Source organism: Pseudomonas guariconensis, from assembly GCF_900102675.1.
Classification (GTDB): Bacteria; Pseudomonadota; Gammaproteobacteria; order Pseudomonadales; family Pseudomonadaceae; genus Aquipseudomonas; species Aquipseudomonas guariconensis.
The window spans coordinates 58596-71807 of record NZ_FMYX01000012.1 but is presented as its reverse complement, the minus strand read 5'-3'; the positions used below and the strand labels follow the sequence as shown (position 1 = coordinate 71807).

Annotated in this window: 12 protein-coding genes; 2 read left to right on the top strand and 10 right to left on the bottom strand. The window is 63.8% G+C overall.

The features are described 5' to 3' along the window. Positions 1–219: 219 nt before the first annotated feature. Positions 220–1143: a LysR family transcriptional regulator gene (locus BLS27_RS18925; protein WP_043210345.1), complete on the bottom strand. Its 924-nt coding sequence runs from the start codon at positions 1141–1143 to the stop codon at positions 220–222. Positions 1144–1330: 187 nt separating this feature from the next. Here BLS27_RS18925 and BLS27_RS18920 point away from each other — a divergent pair, with 187 nt between their 5' ends. Both BLS27_RS18920 and BLS27_RS18915 read left to right on the top strand, forming a co-directional pair. Next, positions 1331–2608: an aspartate aminotransferase family protein gene (locus BLS27_RS18920; protein WP_043210346.1), complete on the top strand. Its 1278-nt coding sequence runs from the start codon at positions 1331–1333 to the stop codon at positions 2606–2608. A 165-nt stretch (positions 2609–2773) separates the two neighbouring features. After that, positions 2774–2932 carry a YqaE/Pmp3 family membrane protein gene (locus tag BLS27_RS18915; protein ID WP_009681539.1) on the top strand — a complete coding sequence of 53 codons (159 nt, stop codon included), beginning with the start codon at positions 2774–2776 and terminating at the stop codon, positions 2930–2932. An 82-nt stretch (positions 2933–3014) separates the two neighbouring features. Here BLS27_RS18915 and BLS27_RS18910 read toward each other — a convergent pair whose 3' ends face one another. The 9 genes from BLS27_RS18910 to BLS27_RS18870 form a co-directional block, all read right to left on the bottom strand. Then, on the bottom strand, positions 3015–4847 hold the full coding sequence (locus BLS27_RS18910) for a S9 family peptidase (RefSeq protein WP_090346245.1): 1833 nt from the start codon (positions 4845–4847) through the stop codon (positions 3015–3017). Next, positions 4813–5973 carry a pyrroloquinoline quinone biosynthesis protein PqqE gene (gene pqqE / locus BLS27_RS18905; protein WP_090346242.1) on the bottom strand — a complete coding sequence of 387 codons (1161 nt, stop codon included), beginning with the start codon at positions 5971–5973 and terminating at the stop codon, positions 4813–4815. The genes BLS27_RS18910 and pqqE overlap by 35 nt, the downstream gene beginning before the upstream one ends. Next, complete coding sequence (pqqD, locus tag BLS27_RS18900; RefSeq protein WP_090346239.1) at positions 5945–6220, bottom strand: pyrroloquinoline quinone biosynthesis peptide chaperone PqqD; 276 nt, start codon at positions 6218–6220, stop codon at positions 5945–5947. The genes pqqE and pqqD overlap by 29 nt, the downstream gene beginning before the upstream one ends. Then, positions 6217–6972, bottom strand: a complete 756-nt coding sequence (gene pqqC / locus BLS27_RS18895) for a pyrroloquinoline-quinone synthase PqqC (RefSeq protein ID WP_090346236.1) — start codon at positions 6970–6972, stop codon at positions 6217–6219. Before pqqC ends, pqqD begins: the two co-directional genes overlap by 4 nt. 88 nt (positions 6973–7060) lie before the next feature. After that, complete coding sequence (gene pqqB / locus BLS27_RS18890) at positions 7061–7972, bottom strand: pyrroloquinoline quinone biosynthesis protein PqqB (protein WP_043210355.1); 912 nt, start codon at positions 7970–7972, stop codon at positions 7061–7063. 78 nt (positions 7973–8050) lie between these two features. Further along, entirely contained in the window at positions 8051–8122 is a 72-nt protein-coding gene (gene pqqA / locus BLS27_RS18885; protein WP_003243383.1) for a pyrroloquinoline quinone precursor peptide PqqA, read from the bottom strand. Positions 8123–8289: 167 nt separating this feature from the next. Further along, positions 8290–10608, bottom strand: a complete 2319-nt coding sequence (gene pqqF, locus BLS27_RS18880; RefSeq protein WP_090346230.1) for a pyrroloquinoline quinone biosynthesis protein PqqF — start codon at positions 10606–10608, stop codon at positions 8290–8292. An 84-nt stretch (positions 10609–10692) separates the two neighbouring features. Further along, on the bottom strand, positions 10693–11487 hold the full coding sequence (locus BLS27_RS18875; RefSeq protein WP_090346227.1) for a carbon-nitrogen hydrolase family protein: 795 nt from the start codon (positions 11485–11487) through the stop codon (positions 10693–10695). A gap of 14 nt (positions 11488–11501) precedes the next feature. Continuing rightward, positions 11502–13184, bottom strand: coding sequence for a flavin monoamine oxidase family protein (locus BLS27_RS18870; RefSeq protein ID WP_043210361.1), 1683 nt, complete (start codon positions 13182–13184; stop codon positions 11502–11504). Between the last annotated feature and the right edge of the window lie 28 nt (positions 13185–13212).

Genomic DNA, 13212 nt, shown 5'->3' with positions numbered 1-13212 from the left:
TTGTGTAAGTGATTTCTTACACGACGCGGTGGCTTTTTTCCTCTTTTCTGAAATTGGATCCAGGGCTAATCTTCACCCCATGGACGTAGCGCAGGATGCGCAATGGACAGAACAGGGACAACGTAGGATTTCCTGCCAGGGTGGCGGGGCGATAAGGATGTCAAGGGAAACAGTCTGGAAAACCCCGCTTCGGCGGGGTTTTCTTTGTCCGCTCGTTTTTCAGCCAAGCACGTCTAAGGGCGAAACGCCTGGCAGGCGGGCGTCGGTCTCTTCCTCCAGCAGTGTACGCAGCAGTTCCACCGAGGCCTGCTGGCGCTGGGCATCGCGGAACACCAGGCCGACCTTCAGCGGCACCCTCGGTTCGCTCAAAGGCTTCCACAGCAAGTCCTGGTCATCTTCGGTGGCATCCTTCGCCCGGCCGGGCAGGATGGTTGCCAAGGCGGTATGGGCCAGGCTGTCGAGAATCCCCGCCATGTTGTTCATCTCCGCCTGCACTTGCGGCCTGCGCCCTAGGCTGGCCAGTTGCGCCTGCCAGATCTGCCGAATCTGGAACTCTTCGCCGAGCATCAGCATCGGCAACTCAGCCGCCTGGCGCAACGAGACTTTCTTGAAGTCCTTCAAGGGGTGGGTATTGGGGATGACCAATTGAAGTTCATCTTCGTACAACAGCAATCCATGCAAGCCCGGTTGGCGTGGCGGCAGGTAGCTGATGCCGATATCCAGGCTGCCATTAAGCAGGCGCCGCTCGATTTCTAACCCTGACAACTCATAGATCTGCACCACCAGGTGCGGTTGAGCCCGGCGCACGCGCTCCAGCAATTGCGGTACCAAACTCGGGCGCACGGTCTGCAGTACGCCGATGGCCAGCGTACGCAGAGACTGGCCTTTGAAGTTGCGCATCGCTTCATGGGCGCGCTGCAGGCCGTCAAGCAAGGGCAGGGCGTGGTTGTACAAGGTATGGGCGGCGAGGGTCGGCAGCAGGCGTTTGTTGCTGCGCTCGAACAGACTCAGGTCGAGGCTGTGTTCAAGTTGGCGGATCTGCTGCGACAACGCCGGCTGGGACAGCGACAGGCGCTCGGCGGCCCTGCCCACATGGCCTTCTTCATACACCGCGACGAAATAGCGCAGTTGTCGAAAATCCATAAGATCTACTTATCGAAAAAGCTGGAAAAACGGAATGGCCGAATGTCGGCTTGAAGCCTAGTCTATCGCCGTATTCCAAAGGGTTACAGCGCTCGCCGAGCCGATTGTTACCTGCAGGGAAAAACACTTTTGATAGGCAAGGCAAAATAAACCGCTGCCGACCCTGACCCAGATGGCTGGAGCCCCGATGAACCTGTTCAACCTGCGCCGTTCGGCCCCTGCCGCTGCCGAGCCCAAGCCTGCTCCGGTGAGCGCGCCAGCGGCGTCGGAGCCGACCCGCGAACGGCTGATGCCAAGCGCCGAGCGGGCGCCGCAGGTGTTCGTACGAGGCCAGGGCTCTTGGCTGTGGGACAACCAAGGCCATGCCTACCTGGACTTCACTCAGGGCTGCGCCGTCAACAGTCTTGGCCACAGCCCAAGCGTGCTGGTCAAGGCCCTGGGCAACCAGGCCCAGGCGCTGATCAACCCTGGCGCGGGGTTCCACAGTCGTGGCTTGCTGAGTCTGGTCGATCGCCTCTGCCAGAGCACCGGCAGCGATCAAGCCTACCTGCTCAACAGCGGTGCCGAGGCCTGCGAGGGCGCCATCAAGCTGGCGCGCAAATGGGGGCAGCTGCATCGCAACGGCGCCTATCACATCATCACTGCCAGCCAGGCCTGCCATGGACGCAGCCTGGGGGCGCTGTCGGCTTCCGACCCGTTGCCCTGCAATCGCTGCGAGCCTGGCCTGCCAGGTTTCAGCAAGGTGCCCTTCAACGACCTCGCGGCCCTGCACGCCGCCGTGGACTCGCGCACCGTGGCGATCATGCTCGAGCCGATCCAGGGCGAAGCGGGGGTGATCCCGGCGACTCGCGAGTATCTGCAAGGGGTCGAGCGTCTGTGTCGCGAACTCGGCATCCTGCTGATCCTCGACGAGGTGCAGACGGGCATCGGCCGTTGTGGCGCCCTGCTCGCCGAGCAGACCTACGGCGTGCGTGCCGACATCATTACCTTGGGCAAAGGCCTGGGTGGTGGTGTGCCGCTGGCGGCCTTGCTGGCCCGCGGCAGCGCATGCTGCGCCGAGCCGGGCGAGCTGGAGGGCAGCCATCATGGCAACGCGCTGATGAGCGCGGCCGGCCTTGCGGTACTGGAGACTGTGCTCGAGCCAGGCTTCTTCGAACACGTGCAGGACAGCGGTCGCCACCTGCGTGACGGCCTCAGCCGCCTGGCCGGTCGTTATGGCCAGGGCGAAGTGCGTGGCCAAGGGCTGCTCTGGGCGCTGCAGTTGCACGAGGACCTGGCCCGCGAGCTGGTCGAGGCGGCGCTGCACGAGGGGCTGCTGCTCAACGCACCGCAGGCCGATGTAGTGCGCTTCTCACCAGCGCTGACCGTGAGCAAGGGCAACATCGACGAGATGCTCCTGCGCTTGGCCCGCGCCTTTGCCCGCCTGCATGCCCAGCAACACAGTCGCCGCGAGGTTTCGGCCTGACCGGCCCCGGGCGCCACGAATTTCACCGAACCGTCTCGCGTTCCTGCGCATCGCCCTTGGCCAGCAGTATTTGGCTCGGGGCGTTTTTTTTGCCTGGCGCTTGGTCATGGAACCCTGGCGTGGCCCGGCTAGTCTCTTTTGAAACCCTTCCAAGGAGAGACGAACATGGATTTCATCCGCATCATCATCGCTATCATCCTGCCGCCACTGGGCGTATTCCTCCAGGTCGGGTTCGGCGGCGCGTTCTGGCTGAACATTCTGCTGACATTGCTGGGTTACATTCCGGGCATCGTGCACGCGGTGTATATCATCGCCAAGCGCTGACACTTCGCGGGTAAGCCTGCTCCCCCACGGCTCATTGCCCGTCTTGTGGGAGCGGTTTTACCCGCGAAAAGGCCTCCGATGTCTATCGCCCCAGCACCCGGCAATAGAACTTCCATTCTTCCTCCAACGCGTGCGCCAGGTTCTGCGCCTTGCGCAGCCCGTGCCGCTCACCGGCATAGAAGTGCCCTTCGGCTTCGATGCCATTGGCCTTGAGCGCGGCCAGCATGGCACGGGTCTGTTCGGGCACTACCACGGCGTCCAGCTCGCCCTGGAAGAAGATCACCGGCACCTTGATCTGGGCAGCGTGTAGCAACGGCGTGCGTTGGCGATAGCGTTCATGGTCGAGCTGCGGATCACCGATCAGCCAGCCCAGGTAATCGCCTTCGAACTTGTGGGTGGCCTGGTCGAGGGCGACCGGGTCGCTGACCCCATAGAGGCTCGCCCCCCCGCGGAACACATCATGGAAGGCCAAGGCACACAGCGTGGTGTAGCCCCCGGCACTGCCGCCGCGGATGAAGGCTTGACGCGGGTCGACCAGGCCGAGTTTGGCCAGATGGTCGACGGCGGCGCAGGCATCCTGCACATCGAGCTCGCCCCAGTTGAGGTGCAGGGCCTGGCGATAGGCACGGCCATAGCCGGTACTGCCCCGGTAGTTGAGGTCGGCCACGGCGAAACCGCGCTGGGTCCAGTACTGGATGCGTGCATCGAACACCGGGTAGCAGGCCGAGGTCGGTCCGCCATGGATGAACACCACCAGTGGCGAAGGGGTTTCGGCGCCAACGGCAGGGTAGAAGAAGCCATGGGCCTGGCCATCGCCACTGGGGTAGTGGATGGGGCGCGGGCGGCTGACCCGGTCGGCGGGTAACGCAAGGCCACCGCCGGCAAGTACCCTGCTCCGGCCGGTGTGCCGATCGAACGCGACGACCGCAGGCGGGGTCAGGGGCGAGGCGGCGATGGCATAGACATGCCCGTCATCCGCGGCGAGGCTGCGAAAGCGCGTGTATTCACGGCCCAGGCGCTGAACCTGACGATCTTCGCCGTACAGTCCCAGCAGCCCGAATCCATCCTCGAACCAGCTGGCGAGGTACGCTTGCGGCCCGATCGGCAGCCAGGAGCTGGCGCCCAGTTGCCAAGGTGCGGCGGCATGGTCGGCGGCTGCGGCAGGCAAGGCTTGCCAGGTGCCACCCAGCTCGCCCCAGGGTTGCCAGAAACCATTTTGGTCAGAGAGACAGTAGAGCTGCCCTTGGGCATCGAAGCGCGGTTGTTGCAGTGAAACCTCCCGCGTCCCATGCCCTGCCAGGCAAAACGCTGCTCCCCAACGACCGTCATGGTTGCGCGCCTGGCACATCAGGCGTGTTTGGGTCCAGGGCTGCGCGGGGCGGTCCCACTCGATCCAGGCCAGGCGCTGTCCATCGTCGCTGAGGGTGGGCGAGGCATAAAAATCAGCCCCTTCGGCCAATACTTCGCGCCCCTCGGGCCCGATGGCCACGAGCCGATGCTCGACCGACACACCATGGCGCTCCTCGACCGCTAATACCCGTTGCGCATGCCACAGCACATCGCCATAGCGGCACTGCGCATCCTGGGTCAGCGGACGCGGTGGGGAGCCATCGAGGGCCTGGGTATAGAGTTGCTGGTCGGCTTCATTGACGAACACCACGCCGTCGCCGCCAAGGCAGAAGCTGCCGCCGCCGTATTCATAGACGCGGCTGCGGGCGCTGAAGCCGTCCGGCGTCAGGCAGTGGGCCTGCTCGTTGCGCCAATGCCAGAGGCGGCAGGCGCCATCGGCGGGGCGGAATTCGTTCCAGAATACGCCGCTGGCACCGACCTTGAGCTCAGCGAAATCGGTGCTGGCCGCGACCGCCTGGGCGGCGCTGAAATCAGCCGCGGGTGATGATTCGTGAATTGCGCTCATTGCGGAAGGTCATCTCTTCGATGGTCAACTGGGCGGTTTGCGCTTCTTCACGGGCCTTGAGAATGATGCCGTGATCAGGGGATTTGGCGCACACCGGATCGGCGTTGCTGGCATCGCCTGTGAGCATGAAGGCCTGGCAGCGGCAGCCGCCGAAGTCCTTTTCCTTCTCGTCGCACGAGCGGCAGGGCTCGGGCATCCAGTCGTAGCCACGGAAGCGGTTGAAACCGAAGGAGTCGTACCAGATATGCCGCAGATCGTGGTCGCGCACGTTGGGGAATTGCACCGGCAGTTGACGTGCGCCGTGGCAGGGCAGGGCGGTGCCATCGGGCGTGATGGTCAAGAACAGGCTGCCCCAGCCGTTCATGCAGGCCTTGGGGCGTTCCTCGTAGTAATCCGGGGTGACGAAGATGAGCTTGCAGGGGTTGCCCGCGGCCTTGAGTTGCTCGCGGTATTCGTTGGTGATGCGCTCGGCCCGTTCCAGTTGGGCGCGGGTCGGCAACAGCCCCAGGCGGTTGAGGTGCGCCCAACCGTAGAACTGGCAGGTGGCGAGTTCTACGAAATCCGCTTCCAGGGCGATGCACAGCTCGATGATGCGGTCGATCTTGTCGATGTTGTGCCGGTGGGTGACGAAGTTGAGCACCATGGGATAGCCATGGGCCTTCACTGCGCGGGCCATCTCCAGCTTCTGGGCGAAGGCCTTCCGGGAGCCTGCCAGCAGATTGTTCACCTGCTCGTCGCTGGCCTGGAAGCTGATCTGGATGTGGTCCAGCCCGGCCTGCTTGAAGGCGGCGATCTTCTGCTCGGTCAGGCCGATGCCGGAGGTGATCAGGTTGGTGTAGTAGCCCAGGCGGCGGGCTTCGCCGATCAGCTCGGGCAGGTCCGGGCGTACCAGCGGCTCGCCGCCGGAGAAGCCCAGTTGGGCCGCCCCCAGCTCGCGGGCCTCGGCCATCACCCGGAACCACTGTTCGGTGCTGAGCTCCTGACCCTGCCGGGCGAAATCCAGCGGGTTGGAGCAGTACGGGCATTGCAAAGGGCAGCGGTAGGTGAGCTCGGCGAGCAGCCACAGCGGCAGACCGACTTCGGGCTTGGCTGGCATTTCAGCCGAGGACGATCCAGTGTTCGGCACGGGCCACCTCCATGAACTGCTCGATGTCTTCGGCGACTTGCGGGACATCCGGGAACTGACCCTCGAGCTCGGCGATGATCGCCGCCACATCGCGCTCACCGTCGATCAGCGCGCCGATCAGGCCAGCGCTCTCATTGAGCTTGATCATGCCCTCGGGGTATAGCAGGACATGGCCTTTTTGCGCAGGCTCGTACTGGAAACGATAGCCCGGGCGCCAGGCGGGGACTTGCTTGCGGTCGAAACTCATAGGGCGATCCCCTTGTGCCAGACCCGCTCAGCCGTGACGGTGTGGTAAGGCGGGCGTTTCAGTTCATAGGCCATGCTCATGGCATCGAGCATGCTCCAGAGAATATCCAGCTTGAATTGCAGGATCTCCAGCATGCGGTACTGCCCCTCGCGGGTCGTGTAGTGCTGCAGGGTGATCGCCAGGCCGTGCTCCACGTCGCGCCGGGCTTGGCCCAGGCGGGTGCGGAAATAGTCGTACCCGGCCGGGTCGATCCAGGGGTAGTGCGTGGGCCAGCTGTCCAGACGCGACTGGTGGATCTGCGGGGCGAACAGCTCGGTCAGCGAACTGCTGGCGGCCTCCTGCCAACTGGCGCGGCGGGCGAAGTTGACGTACGCGTCCACGGCAAAGCGTACGCCCGGCAGTACCAACGCTTGGGAGCGCAATTGGTCCGGGTCCAGGCCCACGGCCTGGCCCAGGCGCAGCCACGCTTCGATGCCGCCGTCCTCGCCCGGTGCGCCATCGTGGTCGAGCAGGCGCTGGATCCACTCGCGGCGTACTTCGCGGTCGGGGCAGTTGGCCAGGATCGCCGCATCCTTCATCGGAATGTTGACCTGGTAATAGAAGCGGTTGGCCACCCAGCCCTGAATCTGTTCACGGGTGGCGCGGCCTTCGTACATCGCCACGTGGTAGGGGTGGTGGATGTGGTAATAGGCGCCCTTGGCGCGCAGGGCCTGCTCGAATTCGGCAGGGGACATGGGTCGTGCATCGTTCATCAATTGACTCCCATAGAACGCACTATCGGCTGACTTCGCCGCCTGTGGGAGCGGGTGAACCCGTTCCCACAAGGGCCGAGCAGCTTCGTTACAGCTCGATGCTCATGCCGTCGTAGGCCACTTCCACGCCGCGGCGTTGCACTTCGGCCCGCTCGGGTGAGTCCTCATCGAGAATCGGGTTGGTGTTGTTGATGTGGATGAGCACCTTGCGCTGACGCGAGAAGCCGTCCAGCACCTCGAGCATGCCACCCGGACCGTTCTGCGCCAGGTGGCCCATCTCGCGGCCGGTACGGGTGCCGACACCGCGGCGTTGCATTTCATCATCCTCCCACAGGGTGCCATCGACCAGCAGGCAATCGGCGCCCTGCATCATCTGCAGCAATTTGTCGTCGACCTGGCCCAGGCCCGGGGCATAGAACAGCTTGCCGCCGGTGCGGGTGTCTTCCACCAGCAGGCCGAGGTTGTCTCCCGGATGTGGATCGAAGCGGTGGGGCGAATAGGGCGGCGCGGCGCTGCGCAAGGGGAAGGGGGTGAACCGTAGGTTCGGGCAGGCTGGGATGACGAAGCTGCCTTCGAGCTCGATGCGGTTCCACACCAGACCGCCATTCCAGTGGCTGAGCATGGTGAACAGCGGGAAGCCGGTGGTCAGGTCCTGGTGGACCATCTCGGTGCACCAGACTTGGTGCGGGCAGCCTTCGCGCAGGCTGAGCAGGCCGGTGGTGTGGTCTATCTGGCTGTCGAGCAGGACGATCGCGTCGATACCGGTATCGCGCAGGGCGCGGGCTGGCTGCATTGGCGCGAAGGCCTGGAGCTGGGCACGTATGTCCGGCGAGGCGTTGCACAGGACCCAGTGCTCGCCATCGTCCGACAGTGCAATGGAGGACTGGGTACGCGCGGTGGCGCGCAAGGTGCCATCGCGGTAGCCCTTGCAGTTGGCGCAATTGCAGTTCCACTGAGGAAACCCGCCACCGGCGGCGGAACCGAGAATCTGGATGTACATGGCTGCTCTCTATCCGAAAAACCGTTGCCAAAAAACGCAAACGCCCCGGCGGACCGAGGCGTCTAATCGCAGCGATGCTTAGCGGTTGGCGAAGTACATGGTCACTTCGAAGCCGATACGCAGGTCAGTGTAAGCAGGTTTGGTCCACATGGGCGTTCTCCTTCCGGATGGGGTTGGGTGGTCAGTTACTTGTTTGGCGCCGCCTTGGGGAGGAGGTTCCATTGACTGAGATTGCGCTATCTTACAAGAAAAATTTGTACCGAAAGGTTAATTATTCGAAAAGTGCCGTTGCAGTCCCCGTAACAATCCGGCTGGATTCAGTGCCAACTGGCATCCGGCGCCGGGGCGTTGGCCAGGCACACCCAGCCATACTCGGCTGTCACCAGGGCCTGCCTGAGCCGATCCAGATGCGTTTGCTCTGTCGTCAGGATAGACCGCCTTAGCGCAGCAAGATCGTCGGCTTGTATAGCCAGGTGTGTCTGCCATGCCCATTGCGCGACATCGCCATTGTTCATGGCATTTTCTTCAAATTGAGCGGCGAGGTTTTCGCGGGCTTGCACGTCGAGCGGCAGGTTCTGCCCGAGCAAATGCAGGATATGGTCGAGGATCTTTGCATGGCTGGCCTTGGGCGACTGCACGCCGAAGAGCAGCCCGCAGACACCTTCGACCTGACGAAAGGTACTGAACACGGCGTAGCCCAACTGCAATTCGACTCGCAGACGCTGATAGTACGGGCCTTGCAGCAAGTGGGCGAGCAGACGGCCAGCGGCTTGCTGGTGCGCGGGCAGTGGGCAGAACAGCAACAGCGCCGGTTCGCTGCCTGGGGTCTGTAGCGCATGCCAACGACGACCCATGAGCGATGGAGGGGCATGGCGCGTTTCAGGCGTGCCCATCACTCCCTGCAGTGCTGCAGCCAGCGCTGACTGCTCGGCCGCGGCGAACCCCACCGCCAAGCCCTGCCAGCGAGCGGTTTGCCAGAGCACGTCAAGCGAGGCTTGGTCCAGCACTGTGTCATCGGGCTGTCGAGACGGGTCGTGCCGGATCGCATCGGGCAGGGCCTGAAGCAACGCGCGGATCGGAACCAACGCAGGCTTGGACGCCGATGGTGATATCCAGTCATCCACGCCAGGTCGGCGTAGCAGCGGGAGGGCTTCGTCGAGTGCGCGTATCACCGCTTGTGGTGCACCTGCGCAGTGCAATTGCCAGGCATTGCCGCTCGCCGTGAAATCCAACTGCAATGACGCCCGCTTGGCGCGTTCGACCAGCGGCTGTAACGAATGCTCGAGCAGGGGTTGGAAGCGCTGGCCCAAGGGAGAGCTGACGTGCCAGCGCAGGTAGAGCGCGGCAAAGCGGCGTGAAGCGGGCAAGGCATCGCTGATCGCGAGGCTCGCGGGCAGGGCTACGCGCGCATGGCGAGGCAGGGTTGCCAGCAAAAGGGGGTCCGCGGGCGCTAGTTGCCAGTGGCCATGGTCGCGGTGCGGCAGGCTGTCCAGCAGCGTGCGCAAGGCCGCGAGGCCCTGCTCGTCAAGGTGGCGAAAGGGCAGACCTGTGCTATCCCGGCGCGCCAGTTCCAGAGCGCTGGCCGTGTATGCGCGACGTTGCTGCAACTGGGCATGTGTGCGGTTCAGTGCGTTGTGATCGGTCTGGCGCAGAAAGCCCAGCCAGCCTTGGAGCGAGGCCAGGATCTCATCTTGCGAGGCGTCTTCGCTTACCTGTAGCTGGGCGCTCCACAGCAACTGCCCGGCATGAACATAAAGGGGCTCGGCCTTGAAGCTGCGCAGCCAGCCGCGCTGGCGCAGATAGGCCAGCCAGCCGCCAGGCCGGTTGTCGCCCAGACAGGCGAGCAGCAACTCCAGGGCGGCTTCGGTGCCCTCGGGCAGATGCTCGTGGGCAAACAGCAGGTCGAGACGATCATCGACTCTGACAGCGGCCGGCTCCGCACGCTGCAAGAGCCTCGGCGGCAGGGCTTGCGCGGTGGGATCGCCAGAGGCCAGCAACAGGCCAAAGCGAGTGCCCAACGTTTGAAGGTCATCCAACGACTGGGGCCCGCACAGGCTGAGCACCATTTGCCCGCCGTGGTAATAGCATCGATGGAAGTCGCGCAGCGCCAACTGAAATGCTGGCGCCTGTATGGCCAGTGTGTATCGATTGCCAGCGTGAAAGCCGCCCAGCGGATGTGCAGGGGCTGCGCTCTGCAGCAGGGCGAAATGCCGTTGGGCTTGCCGGTTGCGCGCCCAGGCGATGAACTCTGCATGGATCACTTCCCGCTCACGGCGTTGGCGCTCGATGCTAAGGTCAGGTTCCGCCAGCATCTGGCACAGTCGCTCAAGGCCACCTGCCAACGCGTGGGGCGGGACTTCGAAGAAAAAATCGGTGGTGCGTTCGCGGGTACTGGCATTGACCTGACCGCCCAGGCCCTGCACGTAGCGCATCAGGCCATCTGCCAGGGGAAAGCGCTCGGTGCCGAGAAAGAACAAATGTTCGAGAAAGTGCGCCAGCCCAGGCCATTGGGCTGGAGCGTCATGGCTTCCAGCATGCACCCGGATGGCCGCGGCAGCGCGTTTGAGGCGCGGGGCGTGGCGCAGGGTGAGCTGCAGGCTATTGGAGAGGGTGAGGTGGCGGGTGGCGTCAGGCATGGCGTAATCCTAACGCATCGGCCGGCCCTGAGCTGCAGGCGTGGGCCTGCTTAGTGCCAGGCCGCATCCGGCCCCTCGCAGGTTTCAGGTGTTACGAAGATGCAGCTCGCAGCGCAGGTCGGTCAAATAAGGAAATGCCTTGCGCCCTTGCTCCACGCATGCGTGGTCAAGGTCCGCCACCAACTGGCATTCCTCCTGGCTGGCCATCGCCAGAACGCTGCCATCCGGCCCGATGATGCTGCTTTGGCCGCAGTAGTGGATCTCACCCTCGGCCCCGCAATAATTGGCATAGACGAGGAAGCACTGGTTTTCCTGTGCCCGCGAGCGCACGGTGACCTGGCAAGTGAAGTCGTACGGCTGCATGTTGGCCGTCGGCACCACGATCAGTTCGGCGCCGCCCAGCGCCAGGCGCCGGGCGTTTTCCGGGAACTCGATGTCGTAGCAGATCAACATACCCAGCCTCCAGCCCTCCAGCTCGACCACCGGAAAGTGATCAGGGCCTGGGCTGAACATCGAACGGTCCAGTTCGCCGAACAGGTGCGTCTTGCGGTAGTTGCACAGGCTGCGACCGTGGCTGTCGATCAACTGCACGCTGTTGTACAGCGCGCCATCCTCGCCTCGCTCCGGATAGCCATAGGCGATGGCGATGCGATGGGCCTGGGCGATATCGACCACGCTCATGGCCGACGGGCCATCGTTGGGCTCAGCCAGGCGCTGTACGGCGCCCAGGCCGATGTTGTAGCCGGTCAGGAACATCTCCGGGCATACCAGCAACTGCGCGCCGCCAGCGGCGGCCAGTTGCGCCTGCTGTTGCAGGCGCTCGAGGTTGCCGGGTACGTCCACTGGCCTTGGCGCGCCTTGGTACAGGGCGATGCGCATGGTGCGTCCTCGTGTCAGTCCGGCAGGGCGATCGGGCCGAGGTCATGGAAGACATCGCCTGGGCCCGGGTTTTCAGGATGGGTCTTGCCGCCGAAGTGGTTCATGATACCCCACACCGCATTCAGCGATGTCTGCACCGCGCCTTCCACCCAGGCTGGGGTCCACGACACATCGTCGCCAGCAATGAAGATGCCGCGCTGCTCGGCAGGCATGTCCTGCTGCATGAAGTGCGCGTACATGCGCTGGTTGTAGCGGTAGTGCCCTGGCAGCGCGCCTTTGAAGGCGCCGAGGAAGTACGGGTCGGCCTCCCAGGAGATGGTGATCGGATCGCCGATGATGTGCCCCGCAATATCGGTTTTCGGGTAGATCTTCTTCAGAGCATCGAGGGCCAGCTGCACACGTTTTTCAGTCGGGTGCGGCAGCATCTTCAAGGCATCGCTCATCCACGCGTAGGACAGGCAGATGACCCCCGGCTTGTCGTCGCCGTTATCGAACAGGTAGGTCCCACGGGTCAGGCGGTCGGTGAGCGTCATGCTCATCAGATCGCGCCCGGTTTCCGGGTCCTTGTCCTTCCAGAACGGCCGGTCGACCATGACGAAGGTTTTCGACGACTGCATGTAGCGGGTGCGGTCCAGGGCCATCCACATCTTTTGCGAGAACAGCGACTCCTCGCAGTCGATCTGGGTGGTCAGCAGCCAGGTCTGGCAGGTCGCGAGCACTGCGGCGTAATTGCGGGTATCGCCCCAGGTATCGGTGACCGCCAGGCTGCCATCGGCCGCTCGGTGGATGCGCTTGACGCCGCCGCGTGGCGCGCCGCCATGCAGCGAGCTCAGGCTGGTGCCGGCTGGCCAGTGGGCGCAACGCTCGGGTACGTGACGCCAGATGCCCTGAGGTACTTGCTCGACGCCGCCGACCACCAGATGCTGATGATCGTCGCAGTTGGTCATCACCACGCGGAAGATTTCCAGCATCGAGTTGGGGAAGTCCGAGTCCCAGCCGCCCGTGCCGAAACCGACCTGACCGAAGACTTCGCGGTGCTGGAAGCTGAGCTTGGCGAAGGAGCGCGAGGTGGCGACGAAATCATAGAAGGTGCGATCGTCCCACAGCGGAACCAGGGTGTTCCACAGCTCTTTCAGGCGCGGTACATCGCGGTCACGGATGGCTTGCTGGATCTCGCTGAACTGGGCGCCGCTTTCCAGGGCATCGGCCCAGGCATCGGCCACTTCCTGGAACAATGCCGGCAGGTCGGAAATCTTCTCGGCGTAATAGGTCTGGCCTTCCAGGTCGATGACCGTGCTGCCGGAGGCTGGGGTCAGCGGGTTGGGGAAAGGTTTGGTTTCCAGGCCCAGTTTGTCGACATAGTGATAGAACGCCGTGGACGAGACCGGGAAGCGCATGCCGCCCAGTTCGGCGACGATGCCGTCAGTGCCGTTGAAGGCCTGCGAGCGCAGACGCCCACCCAGTTTCGAGGCTTCGTACACCACCGGCTTGAGGCCCAGCTTCATCAGCTCGTACGCCGCCACCAGACCTGCGATGCCGCCACCGACGATCGCCACTTCTTCGCCATGACGCTCGGCCGGGATGCTGCCCAAGCCGGCCGGGTGCTCCAGCCAATCGTCAAAGCCGAAGGGAAAGTCCGGGCCGAAGATGGTGACAGGTTTCTTGCCGTCGACGGGGTGGCGGTTTTTCTTGTTCATGTGATGACCTTGCCAGGGAGGCTACGCA

What these genes read in the sequence shown, in the direction of transcription:
- BLS27_RS18925 (WP_043210345.1), bottom strand. Translation starts at nt 1,143, where the DNA reads ATGGATTTTCGACAACTGCGCTATTTCGTCGCGGTGTATGAAGAAGGC.
- BLS27_RS18920 (WP_043210346.1), top strand. Translation starts at nt 1,331, where the DNA reads ATGAACCTGTTCAACCTGCGCCGTTCGGCCCCTGCCGCTGCCGAGCCC.
- BLS27_RS18915 (WP_009681539.1), top strand. Translation starts at nt 2,774, where the DNA reads ATGGATTTCATCCGCATCATCATCGCTATCATCCTGCCGCCACTGGGC.
- BLS27_RS18910 (WP_090346245.1), bottom strand. Translation starts at nt 4,847, where the DNA reads ATGAGCGCAATTCACGAATCATCACCCGCGGCTGATTTCAGCGCCGCC.
- pqqD (WP_090346239.1), bottom strand. Translation starts at nt 6,220, where the DNA reads ATGAGTTTCGACCGCAAGCAAGTCCCCGCCTGGCGCCCGGGCTATCGT.
- pqqC (WP_090346236.1), bottom strand. Translation starts at nt 6,972, where the DNA reads ATGAACGATGCACGACCCATGTCCCCTGCCGAATTCGAGCAGGCCCTG.
- pqqB (WP_043210355.1), bottom strand. Translation starts at nt 7,972, where the DNA reads ATGTACATCCAGATTCTCGGTTCCGCCGCCGGTGGCGGGTTTCCTCAG.
- pqqF (WP_090346230.1), bottom strand. Translation starts at nt 10,608, where the DNA reads ATGCCTGACGCCACCCGCCACCTCACCCTCTCCAATAGCCTGCAGCTC.
- BLS27_RS18875 (WP_090346227.1), bottom strand. Translation starts at nt 11,487, where the DNA reads ATGCGCATCGCCCTGTACCAAGGCGCGCCAAGGCCAGTGGACGTACCC.
- BLS27_RS18870 (WP_043210361.1), bottom strand. Translation starts at nt 13,184, where the DNA reads ATGAACAAGAAAAACCGCCACCCCGTCGACGGCAAGAAACCTGTCACC.